The sequence below is a fragment of the Fischerella sp. PCC 9605 genome (genome assembly GCF_000517105.1).
Classification (GTDB): Bacteria; Cyanobacteriota; Cyanobacteriia; order Cyanobacteriales; family Nostocaceae; genus PCC9605.
Map to the genome: position 1 here is coordinate 838,003 of NZ_KI912148.1, position 18,573 is coordinate 856,575.

The following is an 18,573-nucleotide window of genomic DNA, read 5'->3' on the forward strand; positions in this document are numbered from 1 at the left end:
AGAAGTAACCGTTAAGATTTAAGCTAAGTTTTACTGAACTTAATTAAACATAACTTATAGTTTGACATCTCCATCTTCCACTGCTCCTAAAGCTTTGAGCGTGGCAATAGTTGCTGCGGTTAAGCCTGTAACGCCCGTGATGTTCATACCTTCATAAGGTCTTGGGATTCTCAGTGTTTTTAAACATTCTCCTGTCTGGACATTCCACAATTTAATGGTTTCATCTACGCTGCCACTGATCAACGTTTGCCCATCTGGACTGAAGGCAACTGAACGTACCCAGCTAGTATGTCCTGTTAAAGTTTTAAGGCATTCTCCAGAGTTAACATCCCATAGTTTGACAGTTTCATCCTGACTTCCGCTAGCTAAGAAATTACCTTGAGGACTAAAAGCAACCGAAAATACCCACATCGTGTGTCCCTGTAAAGTGTTGATGCACTTTCCATTAATATCCCAAAGCTTAAGTAGACCGTTATCATGACCGCTAGCTAGCATTGTTCCATCAGGACTAAAAGCGACTGCCATCACCTTACTATCAATTTCTGGTAAGGTTTTGAGGCATTTTCCCGTGCCGCTTTCCCACAATTTTATAGTTTTGTCATCACTACAACTAGCAAGTATCAAACTGTCAGGACTAAAGGCAACTGCCCAAACATAATTGGCATGACCTTGCAAAACTTTTAAGCACTCGCCAGTGCAAATATTCCAAAGCCTTATAGTTGAATCTTGAGCACCGCTGGCTAGAATCTTACCTTGAGGACTGAAAGTTAGTGCCCAGATCAATCCGTTGATATGTCCTTGTAACCTCCTCAGACACTGACCAGTAACGACATCCCAGAGTCTAATGGTTTCGTTATCCCCACTAGCTACCATTTGACCATCAGGACTGAAGGCGACTGACCAAACCCACTTGTTATGCCCCTGTAATGTCTTGAAGCATTGACCAGTTTGAATATTCCAAAGTCTTACTGTTGAGTCAAAACTTCCACTGGCTACTATTTGACCATCAGGGCTACAGGCAATTGACCAGATGGCACTGGTGTGTCCTTTCAAGGTCTTGAGGCACTGACCACTCTTGATATCCCAGAGTTTTACAGTTTGGTCAAAACTCCCACTGGCTAAGATTTTACCATCAGGACTAAAGGCAACTGACCAGACCAAATCAGTATGTTCCTGCAACGTCTTACAACATTGACCAGTTTGAATATTCCAAAGTCTTACTGTTGAATCAAAACTCCCACTGGCTATCATTTGATCATCAGGACTACAAGAAATTGACAAAATGCCGTTTTCGTGTGCCCGCAATGTCTCAAAGCATTCACCCGTACTAACATTCCAACGCCTCATCGTGCTGTCTAAACTACCACTAGTTAGTGTCTGGCCATCTGAGCTAAAGACAACTGACCAAACCCAATTAGTATGTCCTTGCAAAGTCTTAGAGCATTCACCCGTACTAACATTCCAGAGCTTGATTGTGTAGTCAAAACCGCCACTAGCTAAAGTTTGACCATCAGGACTGAAGGCGACTGACCAAACCCAATTAGTATGTCCTTGCAACGTCTTAAGACATTCACCTGTACAAACATCCCAGAGTTTTACAGTTTGGTCATTACTTCCACTGGCTACGATTTGACCATCAGGACTAAAGGTAACTGACCAAATCAAATCGGTGTGTCCCTTAAAGGTCTTAAGGCATTGACCTGTCCTAACATCCCAAAGTCTTACGGTTCGGTCAAAACTGCCACTGACTAGTTTTTGACCATCGGGACTAAAATCAAGGGACGGTATCCACATGCTTTTGTCATGTCCCTCCAACGTCAAAAGAGGTTGAGCATCCTGAACTCTGAATAGACGAATCTGACCATGAGTGTCACCTGCTGCGAGAATTTTGCTATCTGGACTGAAGGCGACAGAATTAATTCCACTGAAACATTGGGAAAAAAGTGATTTAGTAAACTCACAATAAGCAAAGTTGACTTCAGCCAAATTCATACCTTGAAGATAAGTTTGCCAAATCGCCAAATCGGAAAAATCATAACCTCTTAAATCCGTTTTCAGTTGGCAGAGGAGATTGAGAACATTCCCTGCTGCATATCCTAATTTGAGTGAAGATGTGCGCAACTTAGCGAGAATCTGAGTTAGTTGAGTTTCAAGACGGCTTTGGTTCCCCAAAATATTGATTAACTTCTTGATCAGAGGTTGGAGAATCAAACAAATTTGAGCTTCCCTGATATAGTCTTTTGCTAAAGCTTTGAGCAAAGCATAGTTGTTAAACAGTTCAATGTTCTGAGTCTTAATTTCTTCAGAAACTTGTTGAATAAATACTTCTGTTATGTACTCGATTAGCACAGGTTGGAGCGTGAATCCTGCTGCGCTTCTTTCCAGAGGTAATCGTCGGCTGAGAGAGTGTAATGTGTCTGTAACTCTTTCTTTAGCTTCTGGTGAGAGAAGATCCTCTTTCAGTTCTGACAAAGAAATTGGCTCACGATTAATCGCTAGCCAATACATAATCTCTTTTTCTGACTCTGACAAACGCTCAAAATGCCACGCTAATAACTCTCGCAAATCTTCAAAAACAGGTTTTCCTTCCCTGAGAAATTGAGAAATATCTCCCCCAAAGACTTCTTGAATATGATTAGCAGCCAGTTCTAAAGCTAAAGGATTGCCATTGTAGAATTCAACGAGTTTTTGCCATTCTGCATCAGAACCAGAAAAATGCCCAATTTCTTGAAAAATTCTCTGTCCATTTAAACAGTCTAAACCACCTAGTTCAAATAACCTGACAGGGTGTTTTTTGCCAGATATTCTCTCAAGATTGTGAGGTTTTTCCCGACTGGTAAGCAGCAAGCAGCTTTGATGGGGGACTTCTCCAACTTGCTGGAAAAGTTGACCGTATGCTTCATATCCCTGGCGATATAGCCCAGCGCGTGAAGCGATCGCTCTTAAGCGAATCGCCTTTTTGTAAAATCGTCTCAACATTATCCAGAATCAGCAAACAGCGGTGTGCTTGTAAATAGTGCAGCAGTCGGGAGATTTGGGTTTCTTGGGTGTTGGCAAACTCCGTCTCCTGCTGGTTGGATAGGAACTTAATTAAGTCTGTCAGAATATCTCCTGCTGGCGGTGCGTTGAGGAGACTTCGCCAAATCACGTATTCAAATTCATGCTGAATCCCCTTTGCCAGCTTCAGTGACAAATCTGTTTTGCCAATTCCTCCCTTACCCAATTTGACTGATAGCTGGGTTTTACCAATTCCTCCTATTCCAACAATTACTACTAACCGACAGCATTCTTGAATAATCCATTGTTCTAGCGTTGCTAATTCTTCAGTTCGTCCAAAAAACACAGGAACATCAGGTGCATCTCCCCAATCTCGGCGATGGGTAGGAGGTGTTAAGTTTTGACAGCGTTGCTCTAGTTTTGTCCTAAAAGTCTTTTTAGTTATTTTTTCTTTGCAAACTTCTGAAATTAACTCCCATAACTGATAGCCAACATCCTTGACATACTGCAAGTTATAGCGAAGAGAGTTGGCTATTTCTTCATATTTTTTATCTTCCCAAGACCCTTTTAATATTGCTTTTTGCAACTCACTTAGCTGAGTTTCCCTCTTAGTTTCTATCCAGTTGATGACTTCGTAATAGTTCATAGACACTAGCAGCCTGCAATCTTAATCGGCTTGACCCCCCTTCAAGGATTTATAGTGGTTTTCATTCGGATTAAACACGCCTTTCATCGAGTGTGGTATGTCATATAAGGTGGTGGTTGTTGTGTATAAATACCTATCATGTATTAAAACTTTATAGTTATATATAGTTATCAACTCCAGAGCAAGTCTTTCCGTAGCCGCCTTAAAAATTTATTGAGCTTCGCCAGAGTATCAGATCTGGCAGTTGGTGCTTGAGCAATCAGACATTTAGACTGGTATTTTTGCCAAAAATAATCCCATTAGGATCGAGCAAAAACAGGTTAGTTGTACCATTAGCGCAAATCAAATTGCAGAGAAAGCGTACACACCAACTAGCGAAATTCCTAGACTTAAGAACCAGCCCTAACGACTACTCATTCCAAACATTGCACTTTCCCAGCTTTGCAACAATTAGCTATGCAAAGGTAGGCAGAGTCTGTGGCAATGCATTCACCTCAGTTAGCTTATTTCTGTCTCAACTTCTATCCAGTTGATGACTTCGTCATAGTCATCGTTCATAGCCTCTAAGTTGGCAAAGAATTTGAGGTTAATTTCATCTTAACCTTGATAGTTCTTCGCGATACCCGACTTTTCCGACTTTTCAATCCAACTTTTCCGACTTTACGATACTGATGGCTTTTGAGAGCATGGTTGTAAGGATTAAGGCAATAGCATTTATAAAATTCTGAACTTGGTTTGAGAGAAATGAGAAATAAGCAGAGTTTCATCAGTTTACTATTAGCAATAATTCCTATATTTTTATCTTCAATTTTACAGATTTTAAAATTTATCCAAGAAGAATAAATTAATGGTTAATCAACAAGAGGAACTAAAGAGCATACTCGAAAAAATTCAATCTCCTAATATTACCATAATTGGTCAAACTGGAGTGGGGAAAAGCACCTTAGTAAATGCAATTTTCGGCATGGAAGTAGCTAAAGTAGGTGCGGGTCGGGCAGTAACTCAGAAATATTCTAAATACTCTCCAGAATCCTTAGGAGTAAAATTGCCTGTTATTATTTATGATTCTCCTGGTTATGAAGCAGGTAAAGAAGAATCAGAGTTTATTGCGGAAACTTTTCGATTCATAAATGAGCGAATCAGAAAAGGAATAGAAGAACAAATTCATCTTGTTTGGTATGTAGTGAGTGCGCCATCAGCAAGATTTCAAGAGTTTGATATAGATATCTTGAATGAAATCACAAAACATCGGATTCCTGTAATAATTGTCCTGTCGCAATGCGATCGGGCATCTGATAGAGAGAGAAGGGGAATTAAGGAAGCAATTGCGGCTTCTCAGTTCAATAAACTATGTGATGTCATTGAAGTATCAGCAGAACCATTGACACTTAATGGCAGACTAATTTGTGAACCTTTTGGTTTAAAAGAATTAGTAAATAAAACAATTGAACTTTTACCGGAAATATATTCTGAATCTATTATTTTAACACAAATAGTTGATATCGAATCTAAAAGAGAGATTGCTTGGAAGTATATTTCTCAATCTGCGATCGCTTGTTTTAGCACGGGAGCTATTCCAATTGCATTTACAACTCCAGTAGGAGCTATAGCAGCAATGGGTCATTTATGTTGCCAACTTACTATGTTATACGGTCATAGCAAACTAGGGCTGACCTTGGCATTATCTGGTGTTACAGTTGGAGGATTAATTAACTTTTTCGCGTACTCTTTAGTAGATGGGCTTAGTAGTATATTTCCAGGTATTTCCTTTCTTTCGGCAGCAGCAGCAGCAACATATACTACTGTTTCAGGAATGGCTTATGCTAAAGTCTGTGAAAAATTAGCCAAGCAAAAAATATATGGATCGCAAATTGAAATTAAACAATTTTTAAAAGAGACATTTAGAGAAGAATTTAGTAAATTCTATGATATAAATATCTCTTCCATTGCAGATTTAAATACCGACAAAATTCGCAATCGTTATTTAAATAGTGATTAATCTCTAAATCAGATTTTGTAAACTTATTTTTCGAGAGTTGTCCTTAATAAAAAATCAAATTTCTACTATAGCCTGTAATAAACTTATGAAAGAAAGCAGTACATTAACAAAAGGAAAAAACTCACTCACTCTTGGTCAGCTAACATTTATCATGTTGGGGTTAGCTTGCATCTTGATAATTACATTTGACTATTGGCATTTACGAAACCAAGTCAAAAATCTGAAAAATGACATCAATAACCTCAAAAGTGAAGTGGAAATTATCAAAAATAGTATCAATGAATTAAGGAAATCTCGGCAAGTACCTTAGCCCACTAGTTAAGGTTTTGACACAAGACAGATACAAGAAAGCATAAAGAATTACTTCAAGTTTAAAATTTTTGACTATATATATCTGTTAATGGAGGTGAAAAATATGAAACCCATGCCAGGTCGACAACAACATTACCAAAAGATGCGACATCAACAGCAACAACAACTGCAACAACAACTGCAACGCCAACGTGACCAATGGATGAAACAACAACAGTATTATGCTTGGCAGCAACGGCAGAAAAACCAGCAGCAACAGCTAAATACTCCTTCTTCAAATACGCCTAGTGGTTGGGGTTATGTTATCGGAGGATTGATGGTTTTAGGAGCGGCCTTACTGTTACTTTGATTCATAAACTTTGCCATTGGTGTCTAAGTAGAAAATTATAGTTCAATACGGTTAAAATAAGATAATTTTCCTAGCCGAAAACTTTTTAGAGACGTTGCAGTGTAACGTTTTCATACAACCGGAATTTTCACAAATTACCTTCACTGAACTCTATTGAAATATGGTGAGTTGAAACATCGTGCGGATGTTGCTAGAAAACTAAACGAAGTTGGAGGGATAAAAATTATGGCTTTAATTTCTTGCCCAGAATGTCAAAAAGAGGGAATTTCCGATCAAGCTTTGACTTGCCCGCACTGTGGAGTTCCTATTGCTATGAAAAGCCCCAGTAGACTTGTATCTACAGCGCTCAAGCGTGTCGGTATTCCATTGCTTTTAGCTGCTTTGGGCTTTATGTTAGACAATCCAAGCGATCGCTCTGAGTCGGATGAGATTTAATTACAAAGCTTCGGTTACTACGTTTGCTCTTGGTGGTTAACTGCAACTTTAAATTATCTCCAAGTCGTATAGTTATGAACTTAAAGCAAAACTTTCCATTATGCCAAGTTGCCAGTTATTCACCTAACATAAACAATCACTAATTTCTTGTCATTGGTTAACCTTGATAATTGGGCAAATACGCTACATAAAAAGTTAGGCAAAGGGTAAACATCAGATATATCAATAGAAATACAGACCAATATGTGTTCTACTCATTGAGTAGAAAGCTGGACTTAATGAAATTTGCTTTTCCTAAAAATAAAGTCTAACTGTTATGATTTGAGGTCAATTTGAGGTCAATATGAAAGCAGTATTTATTGTTATTACTTTAATGTTTGGAGTTCTTGCTTTTGTTGGTATGCTTTCAGGAAATAGCATTATTATTTCTATTGGTTTAGGAGGTGCAACATTTTTTTGCAGTAACCCTGAAGAGTCGCTGAGGGATGCAAAAGTACTTGGTCAGATACGTTCGCATTCCTCGAACGCTTTTGTTATTTCGGGTAATTTTGACAAAATTTTTCGATTTCATCTGACCAAAATTCAACGTTAGACCTCAAAGTGATAAAAGCCTTTAAGAAAAGCGATCGCATTCCTGATATATGAAAAAACTAGAATAGTTTCTTAGGGAGGGGATACAGAGAATGAACCAGTTCCAGCTTATTTCTGATACACAACAGGTTCTTACATCTAACTACATCTTGCGCGTGTCAGATGTACTCAATACCACGGGACTATATAACTATCTCCGTGAAAATGACGCATTTCACAAATTTCGCAGAGAGTTTGCCACTTTAATGGCAAATGCTGTCGAAGGAAAGATGAACGAAGACTTCCACAACACTTTGAACTTCTTTGAAAAACTTGGCTTTGTCAGCAATTCCAAATATGTTGAGCACCAAAGGCGTGTCGGGCTGAGGAAGGGAATAGTCTCATTCGCAACGAGCAGCCTGATAATTGCCGCGCCTGCACTGATCGACTATATTTACCAAAACAGACGTGCTAAGGACTTAACTGAGTTCGTCTTAGGGTGGCAGGCCTACATTAACAAGGGCAACGCTTTTCTCATCCAAAAGCGAGCTATCCAGTTCCACTCCGCTGTTAATTTGAAATTCGATGAGCAGCGCTTCCGCGAAATCTTTGAAAGATATGCTAATCGGAACGTCTTCCCAACGCTAAAAGGACGGGATGAAAGTGAAGAAGTTCGATATCAGCTGTTCCATACCATCTTATCCGCGTGCGATCTCAATGAGCCAATGAGCCGCGAAGTATGTCTGGATTGTGCAGATGTTGCTGGCCTCAGTAGGAACGACGCTGAGGAAATGATAAGCAATTACGGACAGAATCAACGACTAGTATCAGAGGTCACTGGCTTTGCTGGCATTGCCCTTGGTAGCATATTTCAAGATTTAGCATCCAGCTTTGATCACGCAAAACAATGTTCCTTCTACACGATTGAGAACGATCCATACACATTAGAGCGCGTTAAGTGGCGTAGCATGATTGAGGGCTTCACGAAAGATGCCATCACTCAACTTCCATTAATGATGATTATGGGTGCCAACCCATCTGCCTTTGCTCTTGTCGCTGGTAGACCGATTTTTCAACGCCTGCTAAATAGCGAGAACAACATAGACAAGACTTTGGAGATTGTCCGCAAGCTCAAGGCAATCCAGAACATGATTGAGGGTCAAGAACATGGGACAACCGAATGATGCGATCGCGCCGATTAAGAGCATGGTTGACGCCTACCTCAGCACGCAACTCTCCCCTGAGAATATTCAGAAGCATATCACAATTATAAATAACCGTCCTAGTATTGATTTAGGGTGGTTACTCGGTGTAATAAGTGCATCTTTTAGTTTGGCCGTTTCTCAAACAGCAACAGGAAACTTCAGTTGGTTGGACACCATAAATATCCGTAAAAATATACAAAAAACAAGGATTAATCTGAAGTATCAAGAGAAGTTCGGGGTATTTCTTGATCGCGTTGATAAAGATCTACACAACCTTAAAAAAGAACTTCCTTCTAAGACCAGTGACGAAGAAGAGTTTAAGGCAGCCGTTTGTGACATTATTGGGAACCTGAAGGAGGAGTTTGAAAAACTTTGCGAAGACTATCGATGCGAATATAGAAAATAAAAGTACGATTTTCAAACAGTTATAAAGGAGGAAGAACAGAATGATTAAGAAGCTATTCATTTCAAGACGCGAAAAATCCTTTGGAGAATGGTGTTCTGGAGCCTTGAAAGGAGATTTTTCAAAGACTCAAGAGACGCTTAACATACCATCTGTTACAGCATTGTCCGTAGCATCTACTGTATTACTTTCAACAGTGGCTATGTGCATTACCGAGCAAGGAGTTGAAGCGCAAATCAAGTACGGAAGACAGAAACTAGATGGTGACTCATAATCAAACTAAATTTTACATTTTTACCCCTGAAAGTGGCGAATTACCTCCGCAACCGACTTAGCTTGAGCGATCGCACTCGCTCAGGGTCAAACCGTTAATGGGTCTGTAGCGAGGCAAGTATGTTCTGATTTCCGAGTCGATCTAGGATTAACAGATATCGACATCCCTGACCCAGGCTGGATTTGGGTGAAAAGGGCAATCCCGTCTGCTCCTAAGTTTCGCTCAGTCACGGGTGTTGTTAAGGGAAGTTGGGTGTCTCACACAGACTTTCCTGCTGTTCACAACTCCCATGACATGGTTTTCAATCTTTTGGTGGATCGGGGGCAAGAAGATATTCTTTCGGATGTTGGGCGAGACGATCCCAATGACGCTCGCCGTCCTGATACGCTTCATCTTGAGTGGGAGACTGGTACGTTTCCTAGTGAAAGGGGGAGGAATTCTCCCGAACGCTACTTTCCTAAGTGGGCTTGGCCCAGTGTGGGCGATCGCGTTTGGGCAAACGGTCATTGGATCTTCGATTGCGGGCATCCAACCAATGGAAAGTATCGCACCGAGATCCATCCGATTCGAGCATTGCTACAATGCGCCCGCAAGTTCGTCGGATGGCAGGCGCTGGAAACAAGTTCGTCCCTGTAACGGCAACTAACCTCTACATTCACGGTCAGAGTGGGTTTGTTGTTGATGTGTTGAACTGTGGAGCAAATATCATCCTGTCTTCTAATCCCGATTCTTGTCCCACGAAAACGACACCGATAGCTGAAAATTTTGAGTTTGACATCATTGCTCCGCCGAGACCAAACCCGGCAGCAACCTTAGTAACGGAAGTGAACTTAGGGCCAAATAACACAGTTGGCATTGCACCAATCCTGGAAACTCGTTCTGATGCTAACGCTCCCGCAGTTCACGTGAAGATTCCTCTAGCTGGCACAGCCGTTAGCTCGACTGATGTCTATGCTCGTAAGGTCTATGTAGGATGGAATACCCCACCTAATAAACCTGTTCGCCACTTTCGGTTAACGCTCAATCAGATGGATCTGCATGACGACAAAGAAACTGATCCGGGCGACTGCAAGTGTACGTTTTTCTGGATGAATGTAGACCGTGCGCCAAACCCGTGGATTCGGTTAGTAGACTTTGCGCGAGGCGATATGAACGACTATGATGACGACGATGGCTTCGGCGACGGTGAAATGGACTTTTCGGGGGCGGTCTTCGACTTCTACGTATTTGACGGAGACTCTTTTTCAGTTAGGGCGAATGGATATGACCAAGACTGCTTAGATGACTACTTTGGTGACCACAGATTCCGGAGAACAACTTTTTTGCGCTGCTACGTTGCTGGGAATGGGGATAACGACGAGTATAAATCTCTAGAAGCTCGTTTTGGCCCTCCCAGTTATGGGATCGGCTTTCAAGATGTCACTGCTGGGAATGAGTACGAGCTTGAGTTTAAGATCCAACAGGTGGAAATCATCAGACAGTAATTCTCATGTACTAAAGTGTCAAATAATCCGATTGGAGTGGGTGCTTTTTAACTCCGAGGCGTTATGGCGGGAATTCCCCGCTATTTTCTTACAAATAAATTTATGGGGGAGACGCTCAAGTGCGTAGCTGCTTAAAACGGCTCAGAGGAATCGTCGTCAATTTCTGCATCCCATCTGGCTGAGAGTACTTGCTCCATCATTGCTTCTATAGCGCTGACATTCAAGGAACGCTCCTGTCGCTCTTGCATGGGAGTAGAAAGAGGAATCAGTCGCAGACAACTTCCTTCTTGCACTAGGTCAAAAAAGGTTTCTTTTTCCGGTGACTGTTTTAATTCCAAACAATCAAAACTACAAACATTGAGATAAAGGGCATGGTTCGCAACTAAGGTAGACCGCTGAGGATTGGCAAAGACTTCCATCACATTCCCTTCACCCTCACTCTGTAACTCACCATCTTGAGTGTAGACATAGCGAACATGGCCTAAATCCGCTAGCAGTCGCCGCATATCAAGCTTATTTACAACCACACCTGTATGAATGATGCACGGAGCTGGTATCTTACTTTCGGGTAGATGGTGACTCATAATCAAGTAGCTCTAGGAGTGCAGATGAGAACAACACAAGTTAAACAGTCGATTTCGCTGCTTATCGATACCCTACCATTTAATCTCTATCTAATTTGTAGGGCGATCGCTTTTAGGAACTTTGATAAGTTATTTTTTGACAAAACACGGTAAAAATGCAATTCATAGAATCAAGTTGTGATTTTTTTGAGCTATTTCGGTTGTATTTTATACAAAATATTGAAAATCTTTACTGAAATAAGCATAACAAAATTTTCTAATGAAGTTACTCATACAAGTAAATCTTATTGAAATTTTTCAAGATGAATTTAATTGCCTGTGACGGAATTATGAGCGTCATGTCATTAGTCATTAGTTATTGGTCATTTGTCCTTTGACTCAATACGGTTCAGTTAAGGTTTTGATCCCCCCTAGCCCCCCTTAAAAAGGGGGGAAATTTATCTTAAAGTCCCCCTTTTCAAGGGGGATTTAGGGGGATCTCCAAAGATTGAATTCTACTAACTGAACCGTATTGTCCTTTGACTAATGACAGATGACTAATGACCAAGAACTATTGACTAGCGTAACTAAGATGACCAATCACTGTCAGTGGTGGAAACAACTACTGTTGAGCATGGGAGCAGCTGTTGCATTCTATACTACAATTCCCCTGCCATATATATATGCCTTTGACTTCCAAGGAGTAGCGCGTCTTGCCCCGATGATAGGACTGATGATCGGGGGAATTTTAGCGCTATTTGATTTTCTAATGCATTATCTGGGTATGCCAGTGCTAACTCGCAGTGCTTTGGTAGTATGTGGTTGGATTGCGATTACAGGCGGGCTCCACTTAGATGGAGCAATGGATACTGCTGATGGTTTAGCAGTAGGCGATCCAAAGCGAAGGCTAGAAGTGATGGCAGATAGTGCTACAGGTGCTTTTGGAGCAATGGCAGCGATCGCCTTGGTGCTGCTGAAAACAACTGCGCTAACAGAACTAGATCGCAACCGTTGGTTAATTTTAATGGCTGCTGCTGGGTGGGGACGCTGGGGACAAATCCTAGCAATTGCCTGTTATCCTTACTTGAAACCGACAGGCAAAGGTGCATTTCATAAACAAGCCATTCGTTCTTACAAAGATTGCTTACCGATGCTGTTGTTGCTGGTAGGTTTGAGCTGTTTACAAATTTTTTTAGACCGAAATCAAATATTTTTCGCCATCACAATGGCACTCACTGGAAGCGCGATCGCCGCAATTACCGGTGCTTGGTTTAATCACAAATTAGGCGGACACACAGGCGATACTTACGGTGCAGTTGTAGAGTGGACTGAAGCTTTATTTCTGTGTGTGTTGACAGCTTTGGGAAATTAGTTGTTTGTTGTTTGTTGTTTGTTGTTTGTTGTTTGTTGTTTGTTCCAACCACCAATCAACGACCAACAACCAACAACTTAATATTTATTTGACCGGTTGCAATCGTGTTACTTTGAGTTTAAAAGCCCCTACACCAGTTTCGCCAAAAGACCTGACACGAACAATGTAAGGCCCTGCTTCTGTGATGCGGGTGAATAATAAAGAGTTGCTGCTGCCATCAGGGCCATCATCATTTTCTGCTATGGTCGTTCCATCTGGCCCCAGCAGTGTAACAATACTGTCAAAACTTTCAGAACTGAGATCAACTGCTAAGTTATCACCTTTTTTCAACGTCACCATGTAATCGCGGGCAAATCCACCTTGACCTGTGGGGATGTCTTTATCGGTCAGTGTATCGGAAACTTCATAAGTGTTAGGCAAGGGAATTGGATTATACAATTTATTCACTTGAGCAAAAGCCGCGGTTGAACTTATGGCAATTGCCAACAACGAGGCAGGAATGAAAGTGATTTGTTTTAAACCCATTGCAAAAGCCTTACTTTTCATCCCCAAGAGCCTTCCCACAAAACTAGCGCAATTGGCTCAATTATAGTTTTCCTTTGCACAGGTTGCCCACGTACTTCTCTTTTAATTATCTTTAACAGCAGTAGCAACTACTGCTAAACCAGAAACAGCTATGCCACTGTTACAAAGTGTTTGTATGGCAGATTTGACGGTTGCACCTGTAGTGTATATGTCATCTACTATTAACACCGAAGCATTTGGACGATGATCAAAGTCTTTACCTAGTCCAAAGGCAGCAGTTAAGTTTTTTTCTCGCTCAGATGCAGATAAGCTAAACTGTGCTTCGGTTTCTTTAATCCTTTTTAGACCATTTTGTTTCAATTGTAATCCAGTCGTTGCACAGAAACTCTCGGCTATGAGTGCGGCTTGATTGTAGCCGCGTTGTTTTAGCTTACTAGCGTGAAGCGGGATGGGAACTACTACCAATTGGCGATCGCACTCGTAATGTAATAACCATGCTTCTCCCAACCACTGACCCAAACAACGAGCAATTTGAGGCTGATTTTCGTATTTCATTGCAGCGATCGCTCGTTTGAGTATACCGCCATACACTCCCCAGGCAAATATCGGTAAGGGGTTTTGGCCGATATTGCTAATATCATAAATATGGCATTTTTGCAACTGGCGAACACAGTTTGGACATAATTCTTGCGAGGTGGAACGCTGACACAAAGGGCAATTAGATTGAAGAAAGAGGTTGAGTAGATTTTTCCAATTGATCATTGTTCAAAAATCTTTGTGTCTTGGAGTCTTGGTGGTTCAAAAATTTTTATCACCAAGGCACTAAGACACCAAGTATATTTATGTATATTGAGCGATCGCAACTTCTAGCTGTTGTAACAAATATTTCTCTAATTATGTAGGGTGAGCATTGCCCACTCTACATGAATGCTTAAATTTGTTTTGTTATTTTTCCAAGTATTTGGGCGATCGCTTGAGCATCTTTACCAACAAAAGTTTCTTTATCGCCGTTACTCCAAATAATCAGACAGGCAAATTGCAACTGACCGTGAATATGAATCTCCCGAAAACAAACTTGACGAATGTAAGCTAAATTTATTAATCCTCTTGTAGGTGTTTGACAAAGAATAAGTTGTGGCATAATTTAAATCTCCATATTTTTGTGGGATAGAGAGGGCGAGGGTACTTGGTCGTGCGATCGCCCTTCTCTATTACTATTTAATCCCATTAAATGGGACGTGTCAATAAATTATAATAAATAAAAAATACTACACTTGGAGTAGTCTTATTAAATGGGACTAATCAACAGAATTCAAGAATTTGGCAAAGAAAAAGGCATTCCCAGCGCCAACAAATTTTGGCAAATCACTGGACTGCCAAGAGCAACAGCATTTAGGCTGTGGAGGGATAGAAATATTTATCCAGATAGAGGAACCGTTGAAGTGATTTGTAAAAAATTAAACGCCCAACCGGGTGACTTTTTGAATTACGTAGAGGAAGCTGATGAGATCAGTTAACAGTTAACAGTTAACAGTTATCAGTTATCAGTTTTTGATCGCTGTTCACTGATTCATAACCAACCACCAACAATCAACAACCAACAACCAACAACCAATGTCAACAGAAATCTCAACCCCAAAACAAATCTGGATTATTACCGAAGAAACATCCGAAACTGCTGTTTCTCATGAAAGTACAACCACTCGTGGTGCAAGAAGCAGTCGCGATATGGGCGGAATACTTGGTGCAGAAATTACGGAAACGACAGAAGTCACCATCACCAAACGTAAAGCTGTCCAAGTAGACCAACTCAAGCACGAAATGTCAGAATTTCTGCAAGCAATGCGAGAAATTCTGGAAGAAGCAGAACAGCCAAATTCCAAAATGCAACTAGATGAAGTTGAATTATCAGTAGAGATTAATGGCGAAGGAAAAATCAGCCTGTTTGGGGTTGGTGGGAAAGCGGGGGGTAAGGGTGCGATGACTTTCAAGTTTAAACGAAGATAATTGGCACTTGCGTATGGGTAGGAATTGGGCGATCGCAGTTGGCATAAACAATTACGATAATCTCCAGGCGCTCAAATATGCCAAGCGAGATGCAGAGGCTATGTATGCTTGGTTCAAAAATTGAGTTTCTAAAATTAATTTTAATTTTTTTAATCTTAGAAAGTTGGGCTTAGGGACTTCCAAATAAAAAATATCCAATTACTTCTTGTGGGGTGGGCGTCTCGCCCGCCCGCAAATAAATGGCGGGCAAGATGCCCACCCCACAAGATTGGATAATTTATTTGTTGAAATCCCTTATGCGATCGCATCTCTTAGCATTATTAACAGCCATTCTCTCCAGCATCAAAAATACTCGTTAGCAGTTTTACATAAACGCGATCGCACCGTGTTGTTTCTACACCTGTCGCTGGTTGATATCCGTTGTTTTCGTACAACTTGACTGCTTCTGCTAAGACGCTAGCGGTTTCAATCCAAATTTGCTCAAAACCACGACGGGCGATCGCATCTTCTAGCTGTTGTAACAAATACTTGCCCAGTCCTACACCCCTTACACTCGGCAAAAGATACATTTTGCGAATTTCTACGGCTTTTTCACCACGGGTAACAGGGTAATATGCTCCCGTACCTACTACTTGATTTTGGTATTCAATGATCCAAAACTCTCCCCCTGTAGCTAAGTAGCATTCTTCTACTTGCAGTACATCTCGGTCTGCGCCGTCAGGCTCCCACCCTAGACCATATTCTGATAATACAGATCGAATTACCTCAGCAGCAGGAATGCGATCGCGCTCCTCCCACGGACGAATGAAAAAATCTCGATAATAGTCATTAGTCATTAGTCATTTGTTAGTAGTTGGTGGTTGGTGGTTGGTAGTTAGTGGTTAGTAGTTAGTGGTTAGTAGTTGGTTATTATTCTTCCACTCCCCCACAGCCCCCAACCCCAGAGGGGACCCCTAGGGTGTGTTTTCAAAGTATCAGTTTTGTCATGCTGAACGAAGCGACAGCGTAGTGAAGCATCTCTATAACCCTGATTTTTACGAGATTCTTCGCTTCATTTCATTTCGCTCAGAATGACATTTAGGAGTTTGAAAACACGCCCTAGCCCCCACAGCCCCCAACCCCAGAGGGGACCCCGAGCCCCCACTCTCCCACTCCCCCACTCTCCCACTCTCCCCACCTCTCTAACTATGAATTCTTGGCTCAGGATGCAAATTTGTTAGCAATTCACTTTCCACAACTGCCAATTCATCCAAACGTAGTTGAACAATTTCACGGTCAAAATAAGTATCAGCTAGTACCCAGTAAATACCAAAATGCCGTGCTTCGGATGCCATCAAGCCGCGATAAAATTTTGCTAATTCTGGCTCAGAACAGTGAGTAGCTAACAATCCCAGGCGTTCGTGACTGCGAGCCTCAATTAAACCGCTCACAAGCAGAGAATCTAAAAAGCGTTCTGGTTCTTTGGGGCGAATTTGGGCTTTTAAACCCGCACCATAGGGAGGCGGCGCTAAGGGACGCATGGGTATATTTCTATGTTCTAGCCATTGATTGACTTGCTCGAAGTGTTCGAGTTCTTCGCGAGCTATTTTAGTAAGTTCTCGCACCATTTTGGCGTTAGAAGGATAGCGAAAAATCAAATTTAACGCCACACCAGCAGCTTTACGTTCGCATTGGGCGTGGTCGAGGAGAATAATATCTATGTGAGATATTGCTTGTTCCACCCAAGCAGAACAGGTTGCTTGTTTGAGGATGTTGATTGTTGGTAAATCAGAAGACAGCACAGTCAAAACTTAGAAAACTCTACATTATTTTACATTTAGCTTTTAGAGGATGTTTTCAGGGACTGGGTTAGATTCTTTTCCAATACCTAGTACCCAATCACCAATACCAGTCCCCCAATCATGTTGCTTCTACCAGAGGTGGTAGGATTTTGGATTCATCATTGCTGTAATAAAGCTAGATATTGCTTCTTGAAACATGCTGTTTCTTCGGAGACCAAGTTATGAGAACATGGCGCTTCATTACGCTTATCCTCACCGCCCTCAGCATGGGAATGGCATTCTGTCACACGCTGGAGCTGCCAGCTAAGATGAGTTACGATGGCCCGCTCTACGTGACGATCCAGAATTCTCTATACCGACTGTTCGGGCCCCCAGGCCCTGGCGCATTTATTGAGCCGGGTGCTGTTCTTGCCTTGATCGTGCTGTCATTCCTCGTTCGCAAGCGCCGACCAGCTTTTCGGTTGACGCTAGCCGCGACGGTTTTCTGGTTGCTGGCGTTTCCTGTGGTTTTCTTCCTGTTTACTGAGCCTGTAAATACCGTGTTTCGCAACTCGACGCCCCAATCATTACCAGTGAATTGGATGCAGTTGCGCAACCAGTGGGAATACTCACACGCGGCCCGGTTCGTGCTTCAGCTAATCGGGTTCAGTATGCTGCTACTGTCTGTAATTCTTGAGACTCCCAAAGAACGTCCTGGCGATCGCGCTGGATTTCGTCAAACTGAGTTGGAAACAACCCGTCGGTAAGACTCATCGCCAATTGCCACGTTACCACTGCTAATCACCTGTGCTAAAACACCCGTCTGCGTATGCTGAAAATGCTTTTGCAGTAGGGATAATAGCCCAATATCTCGTTCTCCTGTTTCAGGATTGACATCAATATTTAAGCAGCGATTAATTCTGGCTGTAACTAAAATTCGGGCTGAACCAAGTTGCATTTCTTGCCCAACCCAGTCGAATTCTCCCCAAGCGGGTACACCATCCACAACAATATTGGGGCGGAAACGCCGCACGTCTATTGCTTGTCCGGCTAATTCACTTAAGCGATCAACGGTTCCCTGACTGACGAGAGAAATATGTACTGCTTCTCGGTCGGGATAGCGAGTTTCTCCAAATTCCCCGACCAATTGCAAAGGTGCGCGGTTAGGATGTCTAGCAGCTTGACTGGGATAAATTCCTGCCAGGTATCCAGTAAAAAAGGCTGAAATCAGATCTCGCCCTTTGCTGGTGTTAGTGTCGGCAACCAATAACTCTATACCTTTACGTTTCACTGTCAATGTGCCAGTCGCCGAGTCATAGGAACAATCTAACGCCGCGAGTCCTGGCCAGTCGTTTTGCATGGCGAAGTTTTGCTTGTTCATCCAAGAGACGTTGCAGTGCAACGTCTCTACAGAAACGTCTCTGTACATCAAAGCAAAAGCGCGATCGCCCGGGATACCATATCCGATTTTGAGGTGAACGCGATCGCACTTTTGAACGCTTAATCCTTTGATTGGATAAATAAATAATTGTTGAACGGATATTTTAGTCATTGGGGATTGTTGGTTGTTAGTAGTTAGTAGCCTCCATCAACTGCGTACACAAAATTTGGGGATTGGGAATTGGGGATTGGGGATTGGGGATTGGGCATAGTTAACAACCACTAACCACTA

Annotated in this window: 24 protein-coding genes; 15 read left to right on the top strand and 9 right to left on the bottom strand. The window is 41.8% G+C overall.

Annotation, left to right across the window (positions count from 1 at the left end):
* Positions 1 to 54: 54 nt before the first annotated feature.
* Both FIS9605_RS36375 and FIS9605_RS45015 read right to left on the bottom strand, forming a co-directional pair.
* On the bottom strand, positions 55 to 2,979 hold the full coding sequence (locus FIS9605_RS36375; RefSeq protein WP_231510247.1) for a WD40 repeat domain-containing protein: 2,925 nt from the start codon (positions 2,977 to 2,979) through the stop codon (positions 55 to 57).
* Positions 2,900 to 3,643: an NB-ARC domain-containing protein gene (locus tag FIS9605_RS45015; protein WP_231510248.1), complete on the bottom strand. Its 744-nt coding sequence runs from the start codon at positions 3,641 to 3,643 to the stop codon at positions 2,900 to 2,902. Before FIS9605_RS45015 ends, FIS9605_RS36375 begins: the two co-directional genes overlap by 80 nt.
* An 847-nt stretch (positions 3,644 to 4,490) precedes the next feature.
* Between FIS9605_RS45015 and FIS9605_RS36380 the strand changes: the two genes are divergently transcribed.
* The 10 genes from FIS9605_RS36380 to FIS9605_RS0106155 all read left to right on the top strand — a co-directional run bounded on the left by FIS9605_RS36380 (position 4,491) and on the right by FIS9605_RS0106155 (position 10,674).
* Positions 4,491 to 5,642: a GTPase family protein gene (locus tag FIS9605_RS36380; RefSeq protein ID WP_051469937.1), complete on the top strand. Its 1,152-nt coding sequence runs from the start codon at positions 4,491 to 4,493 to the stop codon at positions 5,640 to 5,642.
* A gap of 85 nt (positions 5,643 to 5,727) precedes the next feature.
* Positions 5,728 to 5,952 (top strand): hypothetical protein, encoded by a 225-nt coding sequence (locus FIS9605_RS43890; protein WP_026731796.1) that lies wholly within the window; start codon positions 5,728 to 5,730, stop codon positions 5,950 to 5,952.
* 105 nt (positions 5,953 to 6,057) lie between these two features.
* Positions 6,058 to 6,303 carry a hypothetical protein gene (locus tag FIS9605_RS0106120; protein ID WP_026731797.1) on the top strand — a complete coding sequence of 82 codons (246 nt, stop codon included), beginning with the start codon at positions 6,058 to 6,060 and terminating at the stop codon, positions 6,301 to 6,303.
* Between the two features lie 225 nt (positions 6,304 to 6,528).
* Positions 6,529 to 6,738 carry a zinc ribbon domain-containing protein gene (locus tag FIS9605_RS36385; protein WP_035139422.1) on the top strand — a complete coding sequence of 70 codons (210 nt, stop codon included), beginning with the start codon at positions 6,529 to 6,531 and terminating at the stop codon, positions 6,736 to 6,738.
* 343 nt (positions 6,739 to 7,081) lie between these two features.
* Complete coding sequence (locus FIS9605_RS0106130; RefSeq protein ID WP_026731798.1) at positions 7,082 to 7,330, top strand: hypothetical protein; 249 nt, start codon at positions 7,082 to 7,084, stop codon at positions 7,328 to 7,330.
* A gap of 91 nt (positions 7,331 to 7,421) precedes the next feature.
* Complete coding sequence (locus FIS9605_RS0106135; protein ID WP_026731799.1) at positions 7,422 to 8,492, top strand: hypothetical protein; 1,071 nt, start codon at positions 7,422 to 7,424, stop codon at positions 8,490 to 8,492.
* Positions 8,476 to 8,919: a hypothetical protein gene (locus FIS9605_RS0106140; protein WP_026731800.1), complete on the top strand. Its 444-nt coding sequence runs from the start codon at positions 8,476 to 8,478 to the stop codon at positions 8,917 to 8,919. The genes FIS9605_RS0106135 and FIS9605_RS0106140 overlap by 17 nt, the downstream gene beginning before the upstream one ends.
* A 40-nt stretch (positions 8,920 to 8,959) precedes the next feature.
* On the top strand, positions 8,960 to 9,190 hold the full coding sequence (locus FIS9605_RS0106145; RefSeq protein ID WP_026731801.1) for a hypothetical protein: 231 nt from the start codon (positions 8,960 to 8,962) through the stop codon (positions 9,188 to 9,190).
* Positions 9,191 to 9,442: 252 nt separating this feature from the next.
* A complete protein-coding gene (locus FIS9605_RS0106150; protein ID WP_442854685.1) occupies positions 9,443 to 9,826 on the top strand; it encodes a hypothetical protein in 384 nt (127 codons plus the stop codon).
* Positions 9,772 to 10,674 (top strand): hypothetical protein, encoded by a 903-nt coding sequence (locus tag FIS9605_RS0106155; RefSeq protein ID WP_155960365.1) that lies wholly within the window; start codon positions 9,772 to 9,774, stop codon positions 10,672 to 10,674. The genes FIS9605_RS0106150 and FIS9605_RS0106155 overlap by 55 nt, the downstream gene beginning before the upstream one ends.
* Positions 10,675 to 10,805: 131 nt before the next feature.
* Here FIS9605_RS0106155 and FIS9605_RS0106160 read toward each other — a convergent pair whose 3' ends face one another.
* Positions 10,806 to 11,258, bottom strand: a complete 453-nt coding sequence (locus tag FIS9605_RS0106160; RefSeq protein WP_026731804.1) for a hypothetical protein — start codon at positions 11,256 to 11,258, stop codon at positions 10,806 to 10,808.
* A 571-nt stretch (positions 11,259 to 11,829) separates the two neighbouring features.
* Between FIS9605_RS0106160 and cobS the strand changes: the two genes are divergently transcribed.
* Complete coding sequence (cobS, locus tag FIS9605_RS0106165) at positions 11,830 to 12,609, top strand: adenosylcobinamide-GDP ribazoletransferase (protein ID WP_026731805.1); 780 nt, start codon at positions 11,830 to 11,832, stop codon at positions 12,607 to 12,609.
* 84 nt (positions 12,610 to 12,693) lie between these two features.
* Here cobS and FIS9605_RS0106170 read toward each other — a convergent pair whose 3' ends face one another.
* The 3 genes from FIS9605_RS0106170 to FIS9605_RS0106180 form a co-directional block, all read right to left on the bottom strand.
* On the bottom strand, positions 12,694 to 13,155 hold the full coding sequence (locus FIS9605_RS0106170; protein ID WP_026731806.1) for a PPC domain-containing protein: 462 nt from the start codon (positions 13,153 to 13,155) through the stop codon (positions 12,694 to 12,696).
* A gap of 81 nt (positions 13,156 to 13,236) precedes the next feature.
* Complete coding sequence (locus FIS9605_RS0106175) at positions 13,237 to 13,896, bottom strand: ComF family protein (RefSeq protein ID WP_026731807.1); 660 nt, start codon at positions 13,894 to 13,896, stop codon at positions 13,237 to 13,239.
* A gap of 169 nt (positions 13,897 to 14,065) precedes the next feature.
* The gene (locus FIS9605_RS0106180; RefSeq protein ID WP_026731808.1) at positions 14,066 to 14,275 is read right to left on the bottom strand and encodes a hypothetical protein; all 210 of its coding nucleotides are present in this window, start codon (positions 14,273 to 14,275) and stop codon (positions 14,066 to 14,068) included.
* Between the two features lie 151 nt (positions 14,276 to 14,426).
* Between FIS9605_RS0106180 and FIS9605_RS0106185 the strand changes: the two genes are divergently transcribed.
* The 3 genes from FIS9605_RS0106185 to FIS9605_RS43895 all read left to right on the top strand — a co-directional run bounded on the left by FIS9605_RS0106185 (position 14,427) and on the right by FIS9605_RS43895 (position 15,265).
* Positions 14,427 to 14,651 (top strand): helix-turn-helix domain-containing protein, encoded by a 225-nt coding sequence (locus FIS9605_RS0106185; RefSeq protein ID WP_026731809.1) that lies wholly within the window; start codon positions 14,427 to 14,429, stop codon positions 14,649 to 14,651.
* 97 nt (positions 14,652 to 14,748) lie between these two features.
* Complete coding sequence (locus FIS9605_RS0106190; RefSeq protein WP_026731810.1) at positions 14,749 to 15,141, top strand: Pepco domain-containing protein; 393 nt, start codon at positions 14,749 to 14,751, stop codon at positions 15,139 to 15,141.
* Between the two features lie 13 nt (positions 15,142 to 15,154).
* A complete protein-coding gene (locus FIS9605_RS43895) occupies positions 15,155 to 15,265 on the top strand; it encodes a caspase family protein (RefSeq protein WP_231510249.1) in 111 nt (36 codons plus the stop codon).
* A gap of 196 nt (positions 15,266 to 15,461) precedes the next feature.
* Here the strand turns inward: FIS9605_RS43895 and FIS9605_RS0106200 are convergent, their stop codons facing one another.
* Positions 15,462 to 15,977 (bottom strand): GNAT family N-acetyltransferase, encoded by a 516-nt coding sequence (locus FIS9605_RS0106200; protein WP_026731811.1) that lies wholly within the window; start codon positions 15,975 to 15,977, stop codon positions 15,462 to 15,464.
* 345 nt (positions 15,978 to 16,322) lie between these two features.
* Positions 16,323 to 16,922 (bottom strand): tRNA-(ms[2]io[6]A)-hydroxylase, encoded by a 600-nt coding sequence (locus FIS9605_RS0106205; protein WP_026731812.1) that lies wholly within the window; start codon positions 16,920 to 16,922, stop codon positions 16,323 to 16,325.
* Between the two features lie 332 nt (positions 16,923 to 17,254).
* Between FIS9605_RS0106205 and FIS9605_RS0106210 the strand changes: the two genes are divergently transcribed.
* Positions 17,255 to 17,668 (top strand): DUF1772 domain-containing protein, encoded by a 414-nt coding sequence (locus tag FIS9605_RS0106210; protein ID WP_231510250.1) that lies wholly within the window; start codon positions 17,255 to 17,257, stop codon positions 17,666 to 17,668.
* Here the strand turns inward: FIS9605_RS0106210 and FIS9605_RS0106215 are convergent.
* Positions 17,638 to 18,453, bottom strand: coding sequence for an MOSC domain-containing protein (locus FIS9605_RS0106215; RefSeq protein ID WP_026731814.1), 816 nt, complete (start codon positions 18,451 to 18,453; stop codon positions 17,638 to 17,640). The two genes, FIS9605_RS0106210 and FIS9605_RS0106215, sit on opposite strands and share 31 nt — an antisense overlap.
* Positions 18,454 to 18,573 lie beyond the last annotated feature (120 nt).

Bases quoted from the DNA above. Each gene is read 5' to 3' on its own strand.
- FIS9605_RS0106175 (WP_026731807.1), bottom strand. From the start codon at position 13,896: ATGATCAATTGGAAAAATCTACTCAACCTCTTTCTTCAATCTAATTGC.
- FIS9605_RS0106185 (WP_026731809.1), top strand. From the start codon at position 14,427: ATGGGACTAATCAACAGAATTCAAGAATTTGGCAAAGAAAAAGGCATT.
- FIS9605_RS36380 (WP_051469937.1), top strand. From the start codon at position 4,491: ATGGTTAATCAACAAGAGGAACTAAAGAGCATACTCGAAAAAATTCAA.
- FIS9605_RS0106180 (WP_026731808.1), bottom strand. From the start codon at position 14,275: ATGCCACAACTTATTCTTTGTCAAACACCTACAAGAGGATTAATAAAT.
- FIS9605_RS45015 (WP_231510248.1), bottom strand. From the start codon at position 3,643: ATGAACTATTACGAAGTCATCAACTGGATAGAAACTAAGAGGGAAACT.
- FIS9605_RS43890 (WP_026731796.1), top strand. From the start codon at position 5,728: ATGAAAGAAAGCAGTACATTAACAAAAGGAAAAAACTCACTCACTCTT.
- FIS9605_RS0106140 (WP_026731800.1), top strand. From the start codon at position 8,476: ATGGGACAACCGAATGATGCGATCGCGCCGATTAAGAGCATGGTTGAC.
- FIS9605_RS0106120 (WP_026731797.1), top strand. From the start codon at position 6,058: ATGAAACCCATGCCAGGTCGACAACAACATTACCAAAAGATGCGACAT.
- FIS9605_RS0106190 (WP_026731810.1), top strand. From the start codon at position 14,749: ATGTCAACAGAAATCTCAACCCCAAAACAAATCTGGATTATTACCGAA.
- FIS9605_RS0106135 (WP_026731799.1), top strand. From the start codon at position 7,422: ATGAACCAGTTCCAGCTTATTTCTGATACACAACAGGTTCTTACATCT.
- FIS9605_RS0106155 (WP_155960365.1), top strand. From the start codon at position 9,772: ATGCGCCCGCAAGTTCGTCGGATGGCAGGCGCTGGAAACAAGTTCGTC.
- FIS9605_RS0106170 (WP_026731806.1), bottom strand. From the start codon at position 13,155: ATGAAAAGTAAGGCTTTTGCAATGGGTTTAAAACAAATCACTTTCATT.
- FIS9605_RS0106200 (WP_026731811.1), bottom strand. From the start codon at position 15,977: ATGACTAATGACTATTATCGAGATTTTTTCATTCGTCCGTGGGAGGAG.
- FIS9605_RS0106145 (WP_026731801.1), top strand. From the start codon at position 8,960: ATGATTAAGAAGCTATTCATTTCAAGACGCGAAAAATCCTTTGGAGAA.
- FIS9605_RS0106215 (WP_026731814.1), bottom strand. From the start codon at position 18,453: ATGACTAAAATATCCGTTCAACAATTATTTATTTATCCAATCAAAGGA.
- FIS9605_RS36375 (WP_231510247.1), bottom strand. From the start codon at position 2,979: ATGTTGAGACGATTTTACAAAAAGGCGATTCGCTTAAGAGCGATCGCT.
- cobS (WP_026731805.1), top strand. From the start codon at position 11,830: ATGACCAATCACTGTCAGTGGTGGAAACAACTACTGTTGAGCATGGGA.
- FIS9605_RS0106130 (WP_026731798.1), top strand. From the start codon at position 7,082: ATGAAAGCAGTATTTATTGTTATTACTTTAATGTTTGGAGTTCTTGCT.
- FIS9605_RS36385 (WP_035139422.1), top strand. From the start codon at position 6,529: ATGGCTTTAATTTCTTGCCCAGAATGTCAAAAAGAGGGAATTTCCGAT.
- FIS9605_RS43895 (WP_231510249.1), top strand. From the start codon at position 15,155: ATGGGTAGGAATTGGGCGATCGCAGTTGGCATAAACAATTACGATAAT.
- FIS9605_RS0106160 (WP_026731804.1), bottom strand. From the start codon at position 11,258: ATGAGTCACCATCTACCCGAAAGTAAGATACCAGCTCCGTGCATCATT.